The sequence below is a fragment of the Blautia sp. HCP3S3_C12 genome (genome assembly GCF_052064155.1).
Lineage (GTDB): Bacteria > Bacillota > Clostridia > Lachnospirales > Lachnospiraceae > Blautia_A.
Genome location: NZ_JBQHWC010000002.1, coordinates 230,630 through 251,937, shown reverse-complemented (window position 1 = coordinate 251,937; position 21,308 = coordinate 230,630). Strand labels below are relative to the sequence as shown.

Annotated in this window: 22 protein-coding genes and 1 pseudogene; all 23 read right to left on the bottom strand. The window is 43.8% G+C overall.

Translation table 11 applies throughout. The features are described from left to right. Positions 1–111: 111 nt before the first annotated feature. Positions 112–399: pseudogene (locus ACTNDS_RS03320) on the bottom strand (FUSC family protein); the annotation flags it as partial. Between the two features lie 101 nt (positions 400–500). After that, positions 501–1,016, bottom strand: a complete 516-nt coding sequence (gene bilS, locus ACTNDS_RS03315; RefSeq protein ID WP_173743606.1) for a flavodoxin family protein BilS — start codon at positions 1,014–1,016, stop codon at positions 501–503. Between the two features lie 103 nt (positions 1,017–1,119). Then, positions 1,120–1,509, bottom strand: a complete 390-nt coding sequence (locus ACTNDS_RS03310; RefSeq protein WP_441033627.1) for a hypothetical protein — start codon at positions 1,507–1,509, stop codon at positions 1,120–1,122. Positions 1,510–1,626: 117 nt separating this feature from the next. Next, on the bottom strand, positions 1,627–2,628 hold the full coding sequence (locus tag ACTNDS_RS03305) for an aldo/keto reductase (protein WP_441033624.1): 1,002 nt from the start codon (positions 2,626–2,628) through the stop codon (positions 1,627–1,629). 24 nt (positions 2,629–2,652) lie between these two features. Next, positions 2,653–3,582 carry a 1-phosphofructokinase gene (gene pfkB, locus ACTNDS_RS03300; RefSeq protein WP_441033621.1) on the bottom strand — a complete coding sequence of 310 codons (930 nt, stop codon included), beginning with the start codon at positions 3,580–3,582 and terminating at the stop codon, positions 2,653–2,655. A gap of 1 nt (position 3,583) precedes the next feature. Beyond that, positions 3,584–4,636, bottom strand: a complete 1,053-nt coding sequence (locus tag ACTNDS_RS03295) for a galactitol-1-phosphate 5-dehydrogenase (protein WP_441033619.1) — start codon at positions 4,634–4,636, stop codon at positions 3,584–3,586. A 31-nt stretch (positions 4,637–4,667) separates the two neighbouring features. Continuing rightward, positions 4,668–6,182, bottom strand: a complete 1,515-nt coding sequence (gene xylB, locus ACTNDS_RS03290; RefSeq protein WP_441033616.1) for a xylulokinase — start codon at positions 6,180–6,182, stop codon at positions 4,668–4,670. Positions 6,183–6,205: 23 nt separating this feature from the next. Continuing rightward, positions 6,206–7,219, bottom strand: a complete 1,014-nt coding sequence (locus tag ACTNDS_RS03285; protein WP_441033613.1) for a LacI family DNA-binding transcriptional regulator — start codon at positions 7,217–7,219, stop codon at positions 6,206–6,208. A gap of 1 nt (position 7,220) precedes the next feature. Continuing rightward, on the bottom strand, positions 7,221–8,075 hold the full coding sequence (locus tag ACTNDS_RS03280) for a class II fructose-bisphosphate aldolase (RefSeq protein ID WP_441033610.1): 855 nt from the start codon (positions 8,073–8,075) through the stop codon (positions 7,221–7,223). A gap of 458 nt (positions 8,076–8,533) precedes the next feature. Next, complete coding sequence (locus ACTNDS_RS03275; protein ID WP_025579283.1) at positions 8,534–8,788, bottom strand: hypothetical protein; 255 nt, start codon at positions 8,786–8,788, stop codon at positions 8,534–8,536. Positions 8,789–8,932: 144 nt separating this feature from the next. Then, positions 8,933–10,741, bottom strand: a complete 1,809-nt coding sequence (locus ACTNDS_RS03270; protein ID WP_441033607.1) for a Na/Pi cotransporter family protein — start codon at positions 10,739–10,741, stop codon at positions 8,933–8,935. Positions 10,742–11,258: 517 nt separating this feature from the next. Beyond that, complete coding sequence (locus tag ACTNDS_RS03265) at positions 11,259–12,155, bottom strand: diguanylate cyclase (RefSeq protein ID WP_441033606.1); 897 nt, start codon at positions 12,153–12,155, stop codon at positions 11,259–11,261. A gap of 232 nt (positions 12,156–12,387) precedes the next feature. After that, positions 12,388–12,546, bottom strand: a complete 159-nt coding sequence (locus tag ACTNDS_RS03260; RefSeq protein WP_441033603.1) for a hypothetical protein — start codon at positions 12,544–12,546, stop codon at positions 12,388–12,390. Beyond that, positions 12,543–13,730: a pyridoxal phosphate-dependent aminotransferase gene (locus tag ACTNDS_RS03255; protein ID WP_173681049.1), complete on the bottom strand. Its 1,188-nt coding sequence runs from the start codon at positions 13,728–13,730 to the stop codon at positions 12,543–12,545. The genes ACTNDS_RS03260 and ACTNDS_RS03255 overlap by 4 nt, the downstream gene beginning before the upstream one ends. A gap of 542 nt (positions 13,731–14,272) precedes the next feature. Then, complete coding sequence (gene atpC / locus ACTNDS_RS03250) at positions 14,273–14,674, bottom strand: ATP synthase F1 subunit epsilon (RefSeq protein ID WP_173743278.1); 402 nt, start codon at positions 14,672–14,674, stop codon at positions 14,273–14,275. Positions 14,675–14,689: 15 nt separating this feature from the next. Further along, positions 14,690–16,084: a F0F1 ATP synthase subunit beta gene (gene atpD / locus ACTNDS_RS03245; protein WP_173743279.1), complete on the bottom strand. Its 1,395-nt coding sequence runs from the start codon at positions 16,082–16,084 to the stop codon at positions 14,690–14,692. A gap of 31 nt (positions 16,085–16,115) precedes the next feature. Beyond that, the gene (gene atpG / locus ACTNDS_RS03240) at positions 16,116–16,973 is read right to left on the bottom strand and encodes an ATP synthase F1 subunit gamma (protein ID WP_173743280.1); all 858 of its coding nucleotides are present in this window, start codon (positions 16,971–16,973) and stop codon (positions 16,116–16,118) included. Between the two features lie 20 nt (positions 16,974–16,993). Beyond that, positions 16,994–18,523 carry a F0F1 ATP synthase subunit alpha gene (atpA, locus tag ACTNDS_RS03235; protein WP_008704965.1) on the bottom strand — a complete coding sequence of 510 codons (1,530 nt, stop codon included), beginning with the start codon at positions 18,521–18,523 and terminating at the stop codon, positions 16,994–16,996. A gap of 32 nt (positions 18,524–18,555) precedes the next feature. Further along, on the bottom strand, positions 18,556–19,095 hold the full coding sequence (gene atpH, locus ACTNDS_RS03230; protein ID WP_441033597.1) for an ATP synthase F1 subunit delta: 540 nt from the start codon (positions 19,093–19,095) through the stop codon (positions 18,556–18,558). Then, entirely contained in the window at positions 19,092–19,595 is a 504-nt protein-coding gene (gene atpF / locus ACTNDS_RS03225) for a F0F1 ATP synthase subunit B (RefSeq protein ID WP_441033594.1), read from the bottom strand. The genes atpH and atpF overlap by 4 nt, the downstream gene beginning before the upstream one ends. Before the next feature lie 38 nt (positions 19,596–19,633). Further along, positions 19,634–19,915 carry an ATP synthase F0 subunit C gene (gene atpE, locus ACTNDS_RS03220; protein WP_173743323.1) on the bottom strand — a complete coding sequence of 94 codons (282 nt, stop codon included), beginning with the start codon at positions 19,913–19,915 and terminating at the stop codon, positions 19,634–19,636. Between the two features lie 128 nt (positions 19,916–20,043). Next, complete coding sequence (locus tag ACTNDS_RS03215) at positions 20,044–20,802, bottom strand: F0F1 ATP synthase subunit A (protein WP_303242250.1); 759 nt, start codon at positions 20,800–20,802, stop codon at positions 20,044–20,046. Between the two features lie 78 nt (positions 20,803–20,880). Then, positions 20,881–21,297, bottom strand: a complete 417-nt coding sequence (locus ACTNDS_RS03210) for an ATP synthase subunit I (protein ID WP_173743282.1) — start codon at positions 21,295–21,297, stop codon at positions 20,881–20,883. Between the last annotated feature and the right edge of the window lie 11 nt (positions 21,298–21,308).

The window sequence follows — 21,308 nt, the reverse complement described above, 5'->3', positions numbered from 1 at the left end:
GCATCTGTTTGCGCCTATGTATTCTGCTACTTTATCTGTCACTTTATTGCAGATTACCGTATAGGCTGCTCCCAGTACATTGGCACCTATACGAAGTGCTACTGCTGCCGGCATTCCGAAGATCCCTGCAATGGAAAGCAGTCCATGTGTTGTCCTGATCCCGAAATCTGCCTGCCGCAGCACAAGCACTGCCAACAGAACAGTAACACCAACTACACTGTTGCTGCTTCCTGTAAGCTTGCTGTACATGCTCACCACTGCTACGCAAAAAGCCATAACCAGATACACTTTAAAATTATAGATTAAAATGTGTCGTCTTTTCTCTTTTGGGTCTGTGGTGCTTCTGATCAGCTGCTTGGAGCCGGTCGAACTCAATTGTAATTCCTGATAAAATGTCATATCTCGTTACCTCTCTTTCGCGAAAATCTATAAAAATTTATGAATTACCTTTTTTAGTAACGAGCACTATACCGCAGTTCCCTCTGTTAGTCAAGACTTCATTATTTTTTCAGGTCTCTTCTGATTATTTCTTCCAGTCTGTCCAGATCCTCATTGTCAGGATGAGATAACGCCCTGTCAAAATTCTGGATCAGTTCATCCAGGTTCGGCGCATGATCCGGCTTCTCTTTCATCTTTACGTATCTGTCCCTGACTGACTGGGGCATTTTCCCCTGACACATAAATTCTCCCATCACTGTATTACTCTCATCCACAGATTCTTTAACTTTCCCGAGAACCTGCTGGAAATAGGCTTCACTGCCTCCGAAACCTGCTGTTCCAAACAGAAAGATCTTCTTGTTTTTCAGACTCTTTAACAGTTCAAGTGTTGCAGGATCTGCATTCCCTATATCTGTCCAGAATCCAATGTATAATATGTCGGAAGAAAGAGCCTTTGCTCCTTCTGTTCCAAAATAGTCACAGTTTTCCTCAGGCAGTACCTCCCTGATCTTCTCCGCAAGCTTCTTTGTGTTCCCTGTTTTACTGCTGTACAAAATTGAGTATCTTTGTGTTTCCATGCTGTCTTGCTCCTTTTCGTTTATGCACTCTCGGAGTCTTCCTTGTATTTGCTTTTGTAAAAAGATTCCGAGAGTACATTTTTATCTGCGTTATTTATATCAGTTATAAATTTTCACCAGACACTCCATCCCGGAACATTTTCAGCAGTTCCTCCATACTTTCTCTCAGCTTTTCATTCTTATTATACTGAACCAGCACCACTGTAACAATGGCAGACAGAATTATGCATCTGCGGATCAGTTTTCGAATACGGATACATCTCTTTACATCTTTTCTTCCCTTTTCATAGAGCTTCTCTGCCATCCTGTCAGCTCTGGCATCTTTGCAGGCAATATAATCATCAATCACCTGCTTATCCTCCTCGCAGATATCCAGATTCTCATACTGACTCCTCAGCTCCTCAAGTTCTGCATTATTCTGTCTAATCATTGTATCTTTGCGGTTAATTCTCTCAGCTGCACTCCGGCTCATTCTCTCTGTTCGCTTATTCATGATAAAAACTCCTTTCGTTTATTTTTTATTATTTCCTATTTTAAACTTTTCTCAGGCTTTTCTCAATAAAATATTGAAAACAAAAAGCACCTGCTTTAACAGATGCTTTTTCTCACTTTATTTTACAATAACCCCATCTTCATCCCACAGGTCATGCCAGTCCTTTGCGCCTTCCCACAGGAACACCTGGCCTTTGACAAGTCGGTTTCCTTTTTCCAGGGTAGCGATCTTGGCCATTTCTTCATCAGTCAGGGGATCTTCTGTTACACATTTCAGGTTACTTACATAGTTATGTACAGAAAATGGAATGGAGATTTCCCCTCTCTGATGAGCCCATTTCAGGGCAATCAATGCCGGATGTACTCCATGCGCTTTGGCAATCTCCTGCATTTCTGGGGTCTGCATATCAGCCACATCCTCCGGGCAGATATCTCTTTCCGGTCTTCTTGGAGAACCAAGTGGCATATATCCTACCGGCTGGATGTTATGAGCAATCAGATAATCATACTGTTCCTGCTGCTGGAAACATGGATGCAGCTCCAGTTCACATGCCGCCGGTTTGATCTTCATTAACGGAAGAACTGCTTCCAGTTTCGGAATAGTCATATTGGAAATACCGATATAGCGGATCTTACCTTTTTCTACCAGTTTCTCACACTGACGATAGGTATCCATAAATTCCTCCACACTGAAAGGTCTGGATTCCGGATTTCTGGAATCTACATCACAGAATGGTGCATGGTAGTTCGGGAATGGCCAGTGGATAAAATACAGATCCACATAGTCACACTGAAGATCCTCAATGCTTCTGGTGCAGGCTTCTTCTACCTTTCTATGCATGTCATTCCATACCTTTGTCATAATGAAAAGATCTTTTCTTTCTACTACCCCTTCATCAAAGGCTGCCCTGAAAACTTCACCAATCTGATGCTCATTTCCATAGCATGCTGCACAGTCAAACATACGATATCCGCTGCGGATCGCACCTGCCACAGCCTCAGATACTTCTTCTGCATTTACACGGTCAGAACCAAAGGTTCCCATACCCATACAAGGTACTTTCTCTCCTGACGGAAGCGTTACTTTCGGCACAATCGCCGGATCAATGAATTCTGCCATTTTTATTTCCTCCTGATTTTATTATTATAATTTTTTAATCTTGATTAACGGAAGTAGTTTTTCCATATCTTCCATTACGAAAAATCCAGTCTCCTCACGCATGGCTGATGCTGCGGAAATCGCACTGGCACTTCTTAAAGTCTCTTCCAATGAAAGTCCCTGACTCAATCCAAGTGCAAAACCTGCAATCATGGAATCTCCGCAGCCTACTGTATTTACTGCATCGATTTTCGGCACAACTGCACGGAAGATGCCATCCTTTCCTACTGCCAGAGAACCGTCTGCTCCAAGGGAAACTGCTACGATTTCAACCCCTTTTTCATGAATTGTTTTGGCAGCTTCAATAATATCCTGAATATTATCACACTGTTTACCTGTCAGCATTCGAATTTCATCTATGTTCGGTTTAATCAGTGTCGGACAAGCTTCAATTCCCATTTTCAGCAGTTTCCCACTGGTGTCAAGAATCACCGGTTTACCGGCTTCTTTGACGATTCTGACCAGTCTCTGATATGCAGTTCCATCAAGCCCCTTGGGAACACTTCCTGACATGGAAACTACATCAGCATCTTTTACCAGTTCTCTGAATTTCTCTTCAAATCCTTGAAAATCTTCTTCTGTCAAAGTAAAACCCGGCTCAAGGAATTCTGTCTGCACATGGTTAACTTCATCCCAGATATTAATACAGGATCTGCTCTCCGCATCCACATGATAAAAATCTCCCTTAATACCAAATGGTTTCAAAGCCTCTTCAATGTAGTTTCCCGCATGCCCGCCTACAAACCCGGTTGCCACAACCTCTGCCCCATAAATGGAAGCTGGCTTGGAAACATTAAGTCCCTTACCACCAGGAACATATGAACATTGTCGTACACGATTTACTTCTCCTATTTTAAAATCATCTACTACATATCTTTTATCGATTGCAGCATTTAATGTCACTGTAAGTATCATCTTATTCTTCCTCATTTGACAAAAGAATCTTTCCTTTTACAAGTCCAGGTGTTTTAAATAACTGGAATGCTTCCTGTGCCTGACTCATTGGAATTTTTTTGTAGATAAATCCAGGATCAAATTTCAGCTGACCTGTTGCAAAATAATGTGCAGTCAGATCCCATTCACGTCCCGGATAAGGGGCACTGTAAGACATCCAGGAGCCGGTCAGCTTGAATTCTTTACGATTCATATTTTCCCACTGCGCCGGTGTAAATGTCAGGTTCTCATGAGGGGTTCCGATAAAGCAGACATGTGCTTTGTTTGCAGCCAGCTCAAATGCCATATGCATGGTTGAAACCTGTCCTGCTGTCTCAAAGACAAAACCGTAACCCTTGCCACCTGTGATCGCCATAGCCTTTTCCATATATCCTTCTTCTCTGGTATTGATGACTTCATCTGCACCAAGGCGTTTCGCCAGCTCAAGGCGTTCCTCACTAATATCAAAAACTACCACTTTCTTGGAACCAAAGATCTTGGTCCACTGCATGGTAAACATTCCAACTGTACCACCGCCAAGAATTGCAACATACTCGCCACCGTGGTAATCATTCTGGAATACACCGTGGATTGCAACAGTTGCAGGCTCAAACATTGCTCCCTGCTCATATGGAACACTGCTTTCAAAAGGAACGGCGTTCTGCTCCGGCACAACCACATAGTCTGCGTTACTTCCCTGCTGTCTGGAGCCTATGAAGCTGTAGTGCTTACAGAGAGAGAAATTTCCCTGCTGACAGTCATCACATTTCATACATGGAAGAAGCGGTGCGCCGGAAACACGGTCTCCCACTTTTACCTTAGTCACACCTTCCCCAACTTCCACTACATCTCCGGAAAACTCATGTCCAAGTACGATTGGATAAAAATGAACCCCGTGATTCAGGACACGCGGAATGTCTGAACCACAGATACCAGAATATCTGACACGTATCTTAACAGTTCCTTTGGTCACCTTAGGTTCTTCCATTTCCTGATACTGTACATCTTCATTTGCAACTACTACTGCTGCTTTCATAATATATTTCTCCTTTCATGAATTCTGCTTTTTATTTTGCAGTCATTATGTGCGCCAGAGATTTATAAAGTTCTATATAAGTCTCAAAAGTTTTATCATAAACAGCTTTGTTCTTCGGATCCGGTTCATGGCGGCGGGTCTCTTTGACCGTAAGTGAAACTGCTTCCTCATAATCTTTGTAAAAACCTACTCCCACTCCTGCCAGAAGTGCGGCACCAAGGGTGGTTGCCGTATCAGATGCCGGCACTATGATCGTTTTTCCTGTAATATCGGATTTGATCTGTGTCCAGAGCAGGGAGTTGGCAGAACCGCCCATAGCTCTCAATACATCTGCCTCTGCCCCGGCTTCCCTGGCCACTTCAAGATTGTGCCGCAGGGAAAATGCCACCCCTTCCATGCAGGCGCGGACCATATGTCCTTTTGTTTTTGCAAAATCCAATCCATAGAAAACACCCTTTGCATATGGATTCCAGATAGGAGAACGCTCTCCTGACATATATGGAAGAAATACCATTCCCTCGCAGCCTGGTGCAACTTTTTCTGCAATTTTATTAAGCTGATCCAGGGATGAGGCACCTGTCTGTTCTTTCATCATCCGTTCATAATCTGCAAATTCACGTTCAAACCAGCGCATTACACCGCCGCCTCCGGTGGTTCCTCCCTGAAGAAGCCATTTACCCGGGACAACGTGATAGCTCAGGATCAGTCTCGGATCAGCCTTATATTCCTCTGTACAAATGCTCATTCCTCCGGCCTGTCCGCCCTGCTCCTGTGTTTCACCGGAATGGATCACACCTGCACCAAGAGTTCCGCAGGCTGCATCAAGTCCACCGGCAACTACCGGAGTCCCTTCCACAAGTCCACACTCTGCAGCTGCCTTCCCGGTAACTTTTCCAACCACATGGTCACAGTCACAGATTTCCGGAAGAAATTCCATGGGGATTCCAAGACGTTCACACATCTTTTCATCCCAGCAACCCTTCTTCATATTGAAGCAATGCAATCCATATCCCTGTGACACATCCTGGGTAAGCGCACCTGTCAGTTTAAATGCAATATAGCTGTTGGACTGAAGAATCTTGTGGATTTTTGCGTATACCTCCGGAAGATTTTCTTTGTACCAAAGGATCTTTGCAGTAGAATAAGAGGGCTGAAGAGAATTTCCTGCTACCTCAAAAATCTCCTCCTGTCCAATCTCCTGATTCAGTCTGTCACAAATAGACTGTGCTCTCGTATCCATCCAGATTGGTGTATTGGCCAGCACGTTACCCTCTCTGTCAATTGGAATTGCAGACCAGCTCTGACCATCAATCCCGATTCCTGCAATCTCATCTGCAGTGATATCTGCCTTCTGTATTGTTTCCTTTGTTGCACGGCAGACTGCATCCCACCATTCCTCAGGGTTCTGCTCTGCCCATCCCTCATGTGGATAATATACCGGATAATCACCACTGGCTGCTGCAAGAACTTTTCCATTCCTGTCAAATACCGCAACCTTGCAGGCACTTGTTCCGATATCAATCCCCAATAAATATGATTTTATCATTTTGCTGCTCCCATGATTCTATTTTATCTGTTCAGAATACTTACAGATTTTCCTTCCATAATCTCTGTCTGAAGTTTCTCCATAAAAGGTTTCTCAGATCTTTCTTCTTTCTTTTCAAGATGCTCCAGAATAATCCTTGCAATCTCTTTGGCAATCCTGTCGGTGGGCTGTGATACAATCGTCAGCTTGGGACGGCACGCCCTTGCAAACTGAAGATTATCAAACCCTATCATAGAAAGCTGCTCTGGAATCTGTATTCCCAACTCATTGACTCCGATCATTGCACCCATTGTCATTTCATAGTTGGTCACAAAAACCGCTGTCATATCCGGATTCTCCCGGACAAGCTCTTCCAGGCCTTTGACACCTCCCTGGATCGTATAGTCACCACGATATACCAGTGAATTTTTTATGGGAATTCCAGCTTTTTTAAGAGCTGTGTAATATCCTTCCAGACGTTCCTCTGCTGTAAAAATCCCCTCAGGGCCACCTATGATTCCAATTTTTCTATGCCCTTTTTCTATAAAAAGCTGCATCGCATCCTCTGCTGCTTTTTTGTTATCCACCAGAACACTGTCACAGGGAATTCCCTGAATCTTACGGTCTATCAGCACGATCGGCTTGCCTGTTTTCTGAAATCTCTTCAGATGTGCCCCTGTTTCATCCACCGGCATATTAATGATTCCATCCACCCTGCGGCGGATCAGGAACTCCACTGCCTCCTGCTCCAGCTTCTTATCTGTACGACAATCACAGACGATGGTTGCATAACCGTGACTTCTGAGAATATCTTCCATCCCTGTTATAATCTCGGCACAGAATATATTATTCAACTCCGGAATTACAACTCCTATGGTCTTTGTCGCATTTGTCTTAAGCCCTCTGGCAACTTCATTGACCTCATAATGGAGTTCCTCAATAGCTTTTTCAATCTTTACTCTGTTTTTTTCTCTGACGTTTCCTCCGTTAAAATAGGAAGAGATTGTAGCCAGACCAAGTCCTGTCAGTCTGGCTATATCTTTCATTGTTGCCGCCATTTTATTTCTCTGCCTTGCCGTCGCATCCGCAGACCTTCATTCTTGCCATTACCAGTTCCTTCACTGCTGCAATAGCAGTTTTTCCATATGCTTTCGGGTCAATGGTGTCTGGTTTTTCTGCAAGAAGCTCTTTGACTGCCTTGGAATATGCTGCGCGAAGCTCTGTAGCAAAATTCACTTTACAGATACCACGTTTTACACAGTCCCTGACATCCTCATCACTTAAACCAGATGCACCGTGAAGTACAAGCGGAATATCTACAACCTGGCGGATCTCACTGAGACGTTCCTTATCAAGAACGGGAGTTCCTACATAGAAGCCATGTGCAGTTCCGATAGCAACAGCAAGAGAAGTAACTCCTGTACGTTCAACGAACTCCTTTGCCTCCTGAGGATCTGTATTTGTGTCTGCCTCAGCCTCCAGATCATCCTCTTTGCCGCCAACCTTGCCAAGCTCAGCTTCGCATGGAATATCCAGTGCTTTTGCAACATCTGCCACACGTTTTGTCTCTGCAATATTAGCCTCAAAATCCAGCTTGGAACCATCGATCATAACAGAAGTATAACCTGCATGCATTGCCTGCATAGCAAGTTCAAAGCTGCTTCCGTGATCCAGATGCATACATACCGGAACAGATGCTTTCTCAGCCTCTGCTGCAACGATCGCCGCATAGGTTTCTACTGTTCCATATTTCACTGTAGATGGTGTTGTCTGAATCATAACCGGCGCTTTCAGTTCCTCTGCAGCCTGGATGATTGCTTTCACCATCTCCATATTCTCCGCATTAAATGCACCTACTGCATAACCGCCTTTCTGAGCCTTGTCCAGCATTTCTTTTGATGTTACAAGTGGCATAATGATTTCCTCCTCATAATTAATGATGTATATTTTTTGTTCTGATTACTATAAATGCAGGAAGCATTTCCAAAACCGAAACGTTTCCGTTTGAGTTAATTATATCTCCCACGTAAGCTTCTGTCAAGTATGATTCGTTATCCGATTTTACATATACAATTATGGATATTTGAGCGATATGCCCGGATATGCAATTGCCTCACCTTGATAGATGAGGCAATGTTAGGTCAAGCGGATATTCGCAATCCGCTTCGCTACTTACTCATAACCGAATAACTGCTTCGCAGTTTATCAGAAGGAGCTTGCAGTCCTCGTAAATAATGCATTTAAGACAGTTCAGCAGAGCGGGAAAGTCTTCTCCATGGCGAAACTCCCCACATTCTTCCACAAAACACCTCCAGGATTTCCGTTATATTGCACACTTTTTTGCATACTTTCTTCTTCAGGATAGGTTCCGTCTACTTCAGTGCTGTCAGAATCCCCATTGCATTGTCGTAATCTTTCTCTCCGACCATGATTTCATACAATGTTTTATCTGTTCCGAAGTTCCCACCCATGCTGCGGGCAGTTCCCCTGCCCGGGGCTATCATTTTTTCTTCGTGGTTAACTCTCTTTGTTTTGTATTTGATTTTCTCTGAATCTAAGGCTTTACAATACTGCTCATATTTGTCCCTGGATGCACCGAGATAAACTGTTCTGCTGTCGAATAACATAATTGCTTCCTCCTTTGGGGTTGTTGTGTTTGCAAAAACAATCCAGCCTGCTGACAACTATAACGAAAAAACAGCAGACATCTGTTTCCAGATCATCTGCTGTCATTATATCATATATATTTATTGCTTTGTAGTATAAAAGTATTATTCTACCTCTTCCGGTTCCATGCTTCGCATGTGTTCCTCGTTCTTTACGATTTCATACTTCTGGCGATATTCCTTGAAGTATGTATAATATTCCACGCTGTCAGATGGGTAAATCTTGGAATCATGGATATGCATATCCGGATTCTCGTCTCCACTCTTAAGGAGAGCTACCATTGCACTTGCACAATGTGCTGCAATACGGTTGAAGCTGTTGAGAATGTCTGTATATACAGTTCCCTCTTCCAGTCCGCAATTGCCATTACTCAGACGCTCTACATGATGCATCTTTAGCTCATTGCATAAGGATGTGATAATCATTCCAAGCGGTGCAACTCTCTGTGCCATTTCCTTGTCATCATTGAGGAATGCACGGCAGGTAAGATTGATTTCCTCACGAACTGCTTCCATTACTACATTCAGCTCATCCCAGGCTTCCTGTGAAAAATTAGTGTGATTATCATGCATTTCACTGGACATATATGCAATGTAGGATGCATGGTCACCGATTCTCTCGAAGTCGTTAATGGTATGAAGATAAAGTGAAGCCTGCTTTGTCTGGGCACTGTTCATCTCATGCTTTGTCAGCTTCATCAGATAGTCACCAAGACGGCTCTCATATTTATCGATCAGGTTCTCTTTTCTCTGTACCTTGTCAAATTTATCCTGCTGATATTCGTTCAGAAGGTTCATGGCACGGTTAACATTCTTACGAAGCTTCTTTGCCATACCACTCATGGCACGATGGCACTGTCCAATCGCAAGTGCAGGATAATTCAGAAGACGTTCTTCCAGAAGGTCGAAGTCTGCCTCGTCCTCCAGTTCCTCTGCACTGTCCTTCACAAGCCAGCACACCAGCTGTTCAATCTTCGGTATGAATGGGAAGAGAACACATACTGTTGCTACACGGAATACAGTATTCAGTAAAGCAATGGAAACCGGTGACATGATCATATCCATAAATCCGAAATGTACGATAGCATTTACTGTATAGAAGATCACAGACCAGAGTATCAGGCCAAACAGGTCGTTGATCAGGTAAACAAGTGCTGTACGTTTACCATTTTTATTAGCACCGATAGCTGAGATCAGGACCGGACAGGCCGCACCTACACCGATACCAAGAACGATTGGAAATGCACTGGAAAATGTCAAGATACCTGTTACAGATAACGCCTGCAGTACACCGACTGTGGCAGATGCGCTCTGCAGCACTGCGGTAAATGCGATACCTACCAAAATACCAATCAGAGGATTGGAAAACATGGTCAGCATATTTGTAAAGGTCGGGCTGTCTTTCAGCGGTGAAACAGCACCACTCATTGTCTGCATACCTGTCATCAGGATTGCAAAACCAAGCATGATATTACCGATATTTTTATGCACGGAGCGCTTACATGCCATGCGAAGGATAATACCAATAATCGCTACTACTGCTGTAATTGTTGCAGTGGATAAAATTTTAGCAATTCCATTCTTTCCATCAATATAAGAAAGACAGAGAATCCACCCGGTAATACTGGTTCCAATGTTAGCTCCCATGATAATACCGATGGCCTGCTTCAGCTTCATCATACCTGAGTTAACGAAACCAATGACCATAACAGTTGTGGCAGAAGAAGACTGGATCACGCTGGTAACACCAGTACCCAGAGCAACTCCCTTCAGCGGTGTGTTTGTCATTCGATACAGGAAAGCTTCCAGCTTATTTCCGGCAACCATTTTCAGGCCATCGCCCATCAATGACATACCAAACAGAAATAATGCCACTCCACTCAGCAATGACAATATCATTGAAAAAATTCCCATTATTTTCTCCTTTGTCGTTTGCCTGATTTCCATCCTCATCCCAGGAAATCGGCGCATAATGTAAGCAGGTTACTTTACCTGTCTCTAATCAGAATTTAACCTGCCCTTTACTTTTCCATTCTTATTATGTCACGTTCGAGGCATTATTACAATCTTTGTTTTTTCAAAAATCACATTTTTTCCATAGCGTTAAAAATACTCTCACTTTTTTCTTCCATTTTCTTGCAATTTTCATAAAATTTTCCGGCATGCCCCAAAACATATCGGAGCATGCCGGAAAATAATATACAATAAATCGGACAATAAAAGAATATGCCCTCATTCAATCAATCATTGAGTTTACCTGTTCAGCACCGGAGAAATTACCGGTTTTCCTATTCCCTCAAGCAGACCGTCACGCTCAATAGACTTTATCAATTCATGTTCCTGGCCTTTACCATCTTTTAGCTATGCAATTCCTCTGCCTATCATGGCAAGATACTCTGTATTCCGGAGTTTCTGAACAGTTACATCTTTTTTACTGTTTTAACACGCTTTTTTCTTTTTTTTCTCTATACATCCGTTTATCTGCAATGTAAATTGCATTTTCTATATCTGTTATCATGTCTTTCATGGTACAGACTCCAAAAGAAATGCTAAGCGGAATTCCTTTTACGTAGGTCTGCTTTATTTTTTCTCTTAATCTGTCTACTATATTCTGTACCTGTATTTCATCTGTATTGTTCAATATCATCAGAAACTCATCTCCTCCCATGCGGAACATTACTGCCTGATCTGCCAGCACATCTTTTAACAGCTGCGCTGCAGACCTGATCATTTCATCGCCAACATGGTGTCCGTACGTATCATTGGTATGCTTTAATCCATCGCAGTCGGCTGCTATGATACTGATTGGAAAATACTGTGGCTTTATTTCATTTTCTTCCCAATACTCCAGATAACGTCTGTTAAAAAGCCCTGTCATGATATCCGTCTGTGCATATGCTTCCAGTTGCTTCTGAAGCTTTATCCTGTCAGTAACAATATTTATCAGTCCAACAATGCCGATGATTCTGCCGTCTTTATTTTTTACCGGGTTTTTGATAATTTCAAGGAACTCTGTCACACCATCTATACAGGTTTCTATAACATATTTACATCCTATTCCGGTTTTGAGAAGTTTTTTATCCTCTTCATATGCCTTTCGCGCATTTTCTTTGTCCTTTCGAATCTCCATATCCGTTTTTCCGCGAATACTCCATGCTTCTGTATCATCGTGAACAATATGATTCCAATAATGAGTACAAAACAGATATCTGCACTGAGTATCTTTGAAATAAATATTGGAAGGAAGTTCTTTTAAAATCGTCTCAATAAATTCCCAGTCAATATTCACATTGTCAAAATCCATTTCTTCTAACAAACTAACATCCATGGTTTTATCCCCCAAAAAAATTTTTCATTATCTTAACTCTATTTTCATGCAAATTCAGATATCAGTCATTCAAGCGGCATAGTTTCTTTTTCACTGCATCCTGCAATACCTTGGAGAAATTAATCCCCTTCTCTATAGCCGTAGTATTAGTCTATGTAGTATTATCAATGTTTTTTTCACAAACTTATCAAAATACTTTTTGGCATATTCTTCCGGAATTTTTTTGTATTTTTCATAAGAACATGACCCTCCTTCGATTAATCATTAAGCCGGCTTTGGCAGACTGCTCATTGCTGCTCCGAGGAAGAATCTTTGCCTGTCCGTTTTCCTCATTTTCCAGAACAACACCACTTATCATTGTTGTCCCAATGTCAATCCCCGCCGTTTTCACAGCCCAAACTCCTCTGCCAGTTTCTTAAACTCCGGCAGGGAATTGATGATTGTATCATAAGATACACAGTAAGCCAGTCTCACATAACCCGGGCAGGCGAAAGAACTTCCCGGAACCATGAGAATATTATATTTCTTTCCAGCTTCGCAGAACGCTTTTTCATCTGCCACCGGGGATTTCACAAAGAGGTAGAATGCTCCCTGGGGTTTGATACACTCGAATCCGCATTCCTTCAAACCGTTGTACAATGCCAGACGATTCTTGTCATATGCAGCTACATCCACTTCTGCATCTACACATTTGGCAATCACCTTCTGCATCAGGGATGGGGCGTTGACACATCCGATGGTACGGTTGGCAATAGCCGCAGCAGTGATAAGTTCTTCACTGCCATCTGCTTCATCCGGAATTACCAGATAACCGATACGCTCTCCCGGAAGGGACAGAGATTTACTGTAAGAATAGCCAACAATAGTATTATCGTAATATTTTGTCAGATATGGAACTTCTACACCATCATAAGCCAGCTCTCTGTATGGCTCGTCAGAAATCAGGTAAATTACACTGCCAAATTCCTGCTGTTTTTTCTCAAGAATTGCAGCCAGCTTCTTAATGGTTTCTTCAGAATATACAACACCAGTGGGGTTGTGAGGTGTATTTACGATCACTGCCCTTGTCTTTGCCGTAATCTTCTGCTCAAACTCCTCAAGATTCGGCTGGAATGTGGTTGTATCCGGAGAGATTTCCACAAGCTTGCCATCAAAATTGCGCACATATGCACCATATTCCAGAAAATATGGTGCAAAAACAATCACTTCTTCCTCAGGATTCAGAATCGTCTTGAAAATCACATTCAGACCGCTGGCTGCTCCAACCGTCATAATCAGATTCTTCGCCGCAAACTTTGTCCCAAAACGGCGGTTCAAAGATTCCGCTATCGTCTGGCGCACATCCTCAAATCCTGCATTACTCATATAACCATGAAGCACTGTAGGCTCCACTTCGTTCACCAGATCAATAATAGCCTCCTTCACACACTCCGGTGCCGGAACACTGGGATTCCCAAGACTGAAATCATAAACTTTGTCCGCACCGTAAATGGCTCTGAGACGATTTCCCTCCTCAAACATCATACGGATGGCTGAATTATTTTTTACATAAGGTTTCATTTTTTCTGCTATCATAACATATTCGCTCCTGTCCAAATAATCCCGGCAGCAAACCACCGAAATTCAAAATAATATCGCAACTGCCCACTTTCCCTTACAGTCGCATAATCTATCCTTATTTTAACCTCATCATGGTAAAGTGTCAATGTATGACAATGTACTATGTTTCATCTTTTTAACCGAATCAAATAAGTCCCCTGCCAGTGTATTTGAAAGATCCAACCACCAGCATAGAAAAATAATTTATTTCATGTGCATTTGCAGGATATTTAAATATTCTTAGCTGGTCAAAATCTGCGTTATGAGAAAAATGACACACTGTCTGAGCGAAGCGAGTTTGTGGCATTTTTCTCATGCCTTTAGCAGATTTTGAGCAGCTTAGAATATCTTAATGTCCGAAACCGCACATGAAATAAATTATTTTTCTATGCGTCCCTTTTCTATGCGTCCCTCAAATTCTTCCCACTATATCCCCCAAAACCCATATCACAAACAAAAAAAGACCGACAGTCTCCCCTCCCGGATTCCCTGTCAGTCTTTTAATAACTCTTATTTTCTCAGCTCTTCACACTCAAACGCACCAACGCCCTCTGCAGTTTAGCCTCCGCAACCTTATAATCATGATCAGTCAAACCACCTTTGGCGATCATCTCCTCAGCTCTTTTCTTAGCTTCCTGTGCGCGCTGCTCATCAATATCCTCTTTCCACTCCCAGGTAGTTGCAAGGACACGGCACTTTCCATTCATAACAGAAAGCATCCCGCCAATACAGGCTGCGGTCCGTCTGCTTCCATCTTCCATTACCACACTGGCTTCACCCATTCCCAGGGCAGTACAGTAATTACAGTGTCTGGCAAGAATAGCCAGATCACCACTGACAGTTCTGCAGATCACACGCTCCACATTGCCTTCAAAGAGCAGTCCGTCCAGTGTTCCGATTCTCAACGGGAAAGTACTCATAGGACATTTCCCCCTTTACTGATTCTTGGCTTTTTCAAACACTTCATCGATGGTTCCCACAAACAGGAAATAACTCTCAGGAATGTCATCACACTCACCGTTCAGGATCATCCTGAATCCTCTCAGCGTCTCCTTCAGAGGAACATATTTACCAGGCATACCTGTGAACTGCTCTGCTACGGAGAAGCTCTGTGACAGGAATCTCTGAACCTTACGTGCACGGCTTACAGTACGTTTGTCTTCCTCTGACAACTCGTCCATACCCATAATGGCAATGATATCCTGAAGCTCTTTGTAACGCTGAAGAACCCTCTGTACTGATCTGGCAATCTCATAATGCTCTGTCCCTACGATCTCAGGGGAAAGGATACGGCTTGTGGAATCCAGAGGATCAACGGCCGGATAAATACCCTGGCTGGAGATCTCACGGGAAAGTACAGTTGTTGCATCCAGATGTGAGAATGTAGTTGCAGGAGCCGGGTCAGTCAGGTCATCGGCAGGCACATATACCGCCTGTACAGATGTGATGGAACCCTTTCTTGTGGAAGTAATTCGTTCCTGCAGATTACCCATTTCAGTTGCCAGTGTAGGCTGATAGCCTACGGCTGAAGGCATACGTCCCAGAAGCGCAGACACCTCGGAACCTGCCTGTGTAAAACGGAAAATATTGTCAATAAAGAGGAGCACATCCTGGTTCTTCTCATCGCGGAAGTATTCCGCCATGGTAAGTCCGGAAAGTCCAACTCTCATACGTGCTCCGGGCGGCTCGTTCATCTGACCGTAAACCAGAGCAGTCTTGTCGATAACTCCACTTTCTTTCATTTCATTGTAAAGATCATTTCCCTCACGTGTACGCTCTCCTACACCTGTAAAAACGGAAAGTCCGCCGTGTGCAGTTGCTACGTTGTGGATCAGCTCCATGATAAGAACTGTTTTTCCTACACCTGCACCACCGAAAAGACCGATCTTACCACCCTTTGCATAAGGGCAGATCAGATCAACGACCTTAATACCTGTCTCCAGGATTTCTGTTGCAGGCATCTGTTCTTCATAAGAAGGAGCCTGACGATGGATAGACCAGCGTTCCTTTGCCTCCGGTGCCGGAAGATTATCTACCGGATCACCTAGAAGGTTAAATACTCGTCCCAGGCATTCCTCACCTACAGGAACGGAAATTGGACCACCTGTATCCAGAGCTTTGGCACCGCGCACCAGTCCGTCAGTAGAATTCATGGCAATACATCTTACCACATCATCACCGATCTGCTGTGCAACCTCGGCAACCAGCTTTGCGCCATCATTATCAATCTCTATGGCATTGAGAAGAGGCGGCAGTTCATCGTGCGCAAAGCGGATATCCAGTACCGGACCGATAACCTGCACTACCTCGCCAATGTGTTTTTCACTCATGTTAGTAATCTCCTATCTGTTGGAAATTATATTAAAGACCTTCTGCACCTGCAACAATCTCCGTGATTTCCTGCGTGATGCTTGCCTGACGTGCTCTGTTGTAATAAAGGTTGAGCTGATCGATCATCTCTTCCGCATTACTTGTAGCTGCGTCCATAGCCATACGTCTGGCTGCCAGTTCACTTGCAATACTTTCGCAGATACCGCCATAAACCAGGCCTGCCAGATATTCCGGAACAATGGCATCAAATACTGTCTCTCCGTCCGGTTCGTAGAGAATCAGATTCTTCGTCTCTATCTTACCGCCGCTTTCCTCTCTGATATCAGTCATAGGAAGCATGGAAAATACCTCCGGCTGCTGAGAAAGCATGGAATTAAAAACAGTATAGCATAATTCAATATGGCCAAAGGTTCCTTTTCGAAATTCCGTGCAGAGCATATTTGCCATCTCAAAACAGTCCGCCACAGAAATATTCCCCACTTCTGCAAACTGTTCTGTCAGAGCTTCAAGCCCTCTCTGTCGGAAATATTCTACTGCTTTCTTTCCAACCGGCAGAACCATGTAGTCCTTACCTTCAGCAGAAGCCTCCAGACATTTGAAAAGGTTTGCATTATATCCGCCTGCCAATCCTCTGTCACCTGCGATCACTACATAGCAGGTTTTATTGTTGGAAGACTCTTTCGCATAAATGGATGAGAAATCTGTATTCTCCCTTGCAATCTCTTTCAATGTCTCATGAAGTTCTGTAAAGTACGGACGGCATACCTCTGCACGTTCCTTTGCCTTACGCAGTTTGGAGGATGCTACAAGCTCCATGGCCTTGGTAATCTGCATGGTACTCTGTACACTCTTGATACGCAGCTTTACCGCTTTCATATTCGAAGCCATACGATACCCTCCTAATCACTTTATTTCTCAGGTCTTGTATTCAGGAAGTTCTCTGTATACGCATCCAGTACGCTGCGAAGCTTCTGCTCTGTTTCCTGCTCCAGCTTACCTGTTGAGCGGATCTCCTGCATAACCTCTACGCCTGCTGCATCTGTATCCAGATAGGTATATAATCCTGATTCATATACATTTACGTCTTCAACTTTTACTGATTCCAGAACACCCTTTGTAACCGCATAAAGGATTGCAACCTGTTTCTCTACAGGAACCGGTGCATTCTGGTTCTGTTTCAGAACTTCCACAATACGTGCGCCCTGTTCCAGACGTGCCTTTGTATCAGCATCCAGATCAGAACCAAACTGTGCAAAGCTCTGCAGTTCACGGTACTGGGAATAGATCAGCTTCAGTGTTCCTGCTACCTTCTTCATTGCCTTAATCTGCGCATCACCACCAACTCGTGATACGGAGATACCCGGGTTTACAGCAGGCATGATTCCTGAATGGAATAACTCTGTCTCCAGGAATATCTGTCCGTCTGTAATAGAAATAACGTTAGTAGGAATATAGGCAGATACGTCACCTGCCTGTGTTTCAATGATCGGCAGTGCTGTCATAGAGCCGCCGCCATGTTCATCATCCAGCTTCGCTGCACGTTCCAGAAGTCTGGAATGCAGATAGAAAACGTCACCCGGATATGCCTCACGTCCGGGCGGACGACGGATCAGCAGGGAAAGTGCACGATATGCAACTGCATGCTTACTTAAATCATCATAGATGATCAACACATCTTTTCCCTTATTCATAAAGTATTCACCCATTGCACATCCGGAATAGGGTGCGATATACTGCAGCGGGCTTGACTCAGATGCTGTAGCTGCCACAACGATAGTATAATCCATTGCACCGTTTCTGGTCAGGTTCTCTACTAATGTAGCTACTGTGGAACGCTTCTGTCCGATGGCTACATAAATACAGATCACATCTTTTCCCTTCTGGTTAATAATGGTATCTGTGGCAATTGTGGTTTTACCGGTCTGACGATCACCAATAATCAGTTCTCGCTGTCCACGTCCAATGGGGATCATGGAGTCGATTGCTTTGATACCGGTCTGGAGAGGCTGATATACAGATCTTCTCTCACAGATTCCCGGTGCCTTACTCTCAATCGGCCGGAATTCTTTTGTATCAATCGGGCCTGCTCCGTCAATTGGCTGTCCCAGTGCATTTACAACACGTCCAACCATGGCGTCGCCTACAGGTACAGACACCACCTTGCCTGTACGCTTTACGGTCTGACCCTCACCAATGTTCTCATCTGAACCAAAGATTACGATGGAGACACTGTTCTCCTCCAGGTTCTGTGCCATACCGAAGCTTCCGTCCTCAAATTCCAGAAGCTCTCCTGACATGCAGTTTACCAGTCCGCTGGCTCTGGCAATACCGTCACCAACCATAAGGATCGTACCTGTCTCGTTCTGTTGAATGGCATTTTCGTAATATTTTATCTGGCTTCGGATGACCTTGGATATTTCCTCAGGTTTTAATTGCATGTTTCCATTCCATCCTTTAATCTCTTAAATTTTTATACTACCAATTCATTCAGTTTCTTTGAAATACCGGAAATACGGCTCTGTACGGTACCGTCGAGCTGCACGCCCTCCAGTTCCACGCGAAGTCCACCAAGCACGGATGCATCTGTTTTCTGAACCAGATACACTTTCTTTCCGCTTAGCTTCTCAAGCTTCGCTTTCAGAGCTTCCATCTGAGTCTCACTGAGCTTCACTGCACTGGTAACCACTGCCTCCGCAATTCCATGTGCACTGTTGTAGCGTCCGATAAACTCTTCGCAGCATCCGGCAAACTCTCTCAGAATCTTGCGTTCACACAATAATTTCAGGAAATTCACCAGATATCTCTCTGCCTGCCCTCCGAAAGCCTCTTCAATCATCTTAAGTCTCTCGTCTTCAGGAATCGCTGGTTCTCCCAGCAATTTCAGATATCCCGGATTTTCTCGAAAAATCTGTCTGATCGCGATCATCTGCTCCATAATCTGTCCATCCAGCTTTTCTTCAGCGGCAAGGTCATACAGACTTCCGCCGTAAACTCTGGCAGTTTTTGTCATGATGCCTCACCTACATTCTCAATAAACTCATCAATCAGTTTTGCATGATCCTCTTCACTAATTTCGCGCTCGATCACTTTTCCGGCAATCTCAACAGCCATACCGCCGATTTCTCCCTTGATCTCGTTGACTGCCTTACGTTTCTCCTGTGCAATGTCTTTCTCTGCCTTCTCTTTCATGGCAGTTACCTGACTGGAAGCCTCCTTAAGCATCTCTTCACTCTGGATAGCGGCTGTTTTCTGAGCTGTCATCAAAATGTCATTTGCCTTATTCTTGGCTTCCTGCATATTCTTTTCATATTCTGCTTTCATTGCCTGGGCTTCTTCCTTTGCCTTCACTGCATCCTGGATCTGGGCATCAGCTTTTGCTTTACGCTTTTCCAGCATCTCATTGATGGGCTTGAAGAGGAAACGTTTGATCAGATATACCTGAATAAAAAGGTTGCAAATCGTCGCTATAAAATTCCACGGCACAATTCCAACTAATTCCTGTACCTGCATGTTTGTAACCTCCTGTCTATACTAGTCTAAAATGCCTATCAGCTCAGGAAGTTCATGAACATACCAGGTGCAACGAAAATAAGCAGCAGACCGGTTACGAAACCATAGATACCTGTTGTCTCTGCGATGGCACATCCAAGAAGCATGGTAGAAGTAACATCACCCTTGCACTCAGGCTGGCGTCCGATTGCTTCCAGCGCCTTTGCTACTGCGTTACCTTCACCAATACCAGGTCCGATACCTGCGATCAGCGCACATCCTGCTCCAATTGCACATCCTGCTAATGCGATACCTTTTGCCAATAACTGAAAATCCATAATAAAACCCTCCTGTTAAATAATAATCTGCAGCTTTTTCCCCTTTGCTGCGGTATTAATTTTTCTGCTGTATTTCAGCATTCTTTGCGGTTACCACCGCTGCCGTTTTGCTCCGGCAAATCATGTTTCTGCTACTCTTCTGCTGCATTTGCAATGTACATTACAGTCAGCATACAGAAGATAAACGCCTGCATAACTCCCGAGAACCAGTCAAAATAGACCGACGTGATCGCAGGTATACCCACATCAAGAATCGGTATCTTTGACAGTATATTTCCCAGTGCACCCGGGATCAGTCCCAAAAGTGCGGAGCTTGCAACTGCCAGTGCCCCATAGATCAGGCCATTGATTACCACACCGGAAAGGATATTTCCGAAATGACGACAGGCCATACTGACAGGTGTAGCCAGCTCGGAAAGAATATTAAACGGTGTCATAACTGCGATCGGGGTTGTAAATCCTTTCAGATAGCCGCCAAATCCGCTGGTCTTTATCTTCTGCGCTGTGATCATAATGAAAACCACAACTGCCCAGGCAGCCTCTGTAGAAAGGTCTGCTGTAGGGCTTCGAAGTCCGATCAGACTGATCAGGTTGGAAACCACGCTGGTTGCAAAAAGTGCTGCAACAAATGGTATCAGATATCTGAATTTCTCACCCATATTTCCGATTACAAAGCTGTTGGCTTTCTCTACAATGAGCTCTGCCACAGCCTGACGTTTGGAAATGTTCTCTTCTTTCAGATCATGTGTCAGCCAGATACACAAACCAGTTATAAGTATCATAACCAGCCAGCTTATGACCATTGTCTCGCTGATCCTTAATGGCCCGAGAAAAGGCACATCAATGGGCAATGTAAAGAATATCCTTGCCCCTGTAATATCCAGTTCCATACTATTATTCACCTCCTGTCTGCCCCGGTACTGTTTTCCGGTTTAATAACAACAGATATTTGTAATTCGTTTTAATGACTACTTTTTAGTATGAAAAATTCCTGCAATTTTAATTCCTGTTCCCGGAAATAAAAGAGGAACAATTCCTGCCACAAAATGAAAGCACGGAGCAACAATGGCTATGATCACCCACAGCATCTGGATCATCATTCTCTGTGAATAACTGGCTTTGATCCTCATTCTTGCTGTGTCTTCATCTGTTGCTGCAGCTGCTTTCTGTACTGCAAGTCCCATTAAAAAGAAATTAAGGACTGCCACACATCCTCCAGCCGCACCTCCAAGAAATACTGTATAATCAAAGGGTACCTTCTGCGGCATAAAAGCATGCAGCACTCCAAATACAATCCACATGATCAGCAGTCCGATTCCGGTAATGGCAGACACCCTTCCGGTTTCTTTCTTTACGACTGGCTGAACATTATCCATAATACTCATATAAATCTCCC

Bases quoted from the DNA above. Each gene is read 5' to 3' on its own strand.
- atpC (WP_173743278.1), bottom strand. From the start codon at position 14,674: ATGAGTACTTTCCCGTTGAGAATCGGAACACTGGACGGACTGCTCTTT.
- ACTNDS_RS03270 (WP_441033607.1), bottom strand. From the start codon at position 10,741: ATGGGAATTTTTTCAATGATATTGTCATTGCTGAGTGGAGTGGCATTA.
- ACTNDS_RS03295 (WP_441033619.1), bottom strand. From the start codon at position 4,636: ATGAAAGCAGCAGTAGTAGTTGCAAATGAAGATGTACAGTATCAGGAA.
- ACTNDS_RS03275 (WP_025579283.1), bottom strand. From the start codon at position 8,788: ATGTTATTCGACAGCAGAACAGTTTATCTCGGTGCATCCAGGGACAAA.
- atpA (WP_008704965.1), bottom strand. From the start codon at position 18,523: ATGCAATTAAAACCTGAGGAAATATCCAAGGTCATCCGAAGCCAGATA.
- bilS (WP_173743606.1), bottom strand. From the start codon at position 1,016: ATGGAAACACAAAGATACTCAATTTTGTACAGCAGTAAAACAGGGAAC.
- atpF (WP_441033594.1), bottom strand. From the start codon at position 19,595: ATGCAGGTACAGGAATTAGTTGGAATTGTGCCGTGGAATTTTATAGCG.
- xylB (WP_441033616.1), bottom strand. From the start codon at position 6,182: ATGATAAAATCATATTTATTGGGGATTGATATCGGAACAAGTGCCTGC.
- ACTNDS_RS03215 (WP_303242250.1), bottom strand. From the start codon at position 20,802: ATGGAACTGGATATTACAGGGGCAAGGATATTCTTTACATTGCCCATT.
- ACTNDS_RS03210 (WP_173743282.1), bottom strand. From the start codon at position 21,297: ATGAGTATTATGGATAATGTTCAGCCAGTCGTAAAGAAAGAAACCGGA.
- pfkB (WP_441033621.1), bottom strand. From the start codon at position 3,582: ATGATACTTACAGTGACATTAAATGCTGCAATCGATAAAAGATATGTA.
- atpD (WP_173743279.1), bottom strand. From the start codon at position 16,084: ATGAGTGAAAAACACATTGGCGAGGTAGTGCAGGTTATCGGTCCGGTA.
- ACTNDS_RS03265 (WP_441033606.1), bottom strand. From the start codon at position 12,155: ATGGATGTTAGTTTGTTAGAAGAAATGGATTTTGACAATGTGAATATT.
- ACTNDS_RS03310 (WP_441033627.1), bottom strand. From the start codon at position 1,509: ATGAATAAGCGAACAGAGAGAATGAGCCGGAGTGCAGCTGAGAGAATT.
- ACTNDS_RS03280 (WP_441033610.1), bottom strand. From the start codon at position 8,075: ATGCCACTTGTAACATCAAAAGAAATGCTGGACAAGGCTCAGAAAGGC.
- atpG (WP_173743280.1), bottom strand. From the start codon at position 16,973: ATGGCTTCGAATATGAAAGCGGTAAAGCTGCGTATCAAGAGTGTACAG.
- ACTNDS_RS03255 (WP_173681049.1), bottom strand. From the start codon at position 13,730: ATGATAGCAGAAAAAATGAAACCTTATGTAAAAAATAATTCAGCCATC.
- ACTNDS_RS03285 (WP_441033613.1), bottom strand. From the start codon at position 7,219: ATGGCGGCAACAATGAAAGATATAGCCAGACTGACAGGACTTGGTCTG.
- ACTNDS_RS03305 (WP_441033624.1), bottom strand. From the start codon at position 2,628: ATGGCAGAATTCATTGATCCGGCGATTGTGCCGAAAGTAACGCTTCCG.
- atpH (WP_441033597.1), bottom strand. From the start codon at position 19,095: ATGACAAAAACTGCCAGAGTTTACGGCGGAAGTCTGTATGACCTTGCC.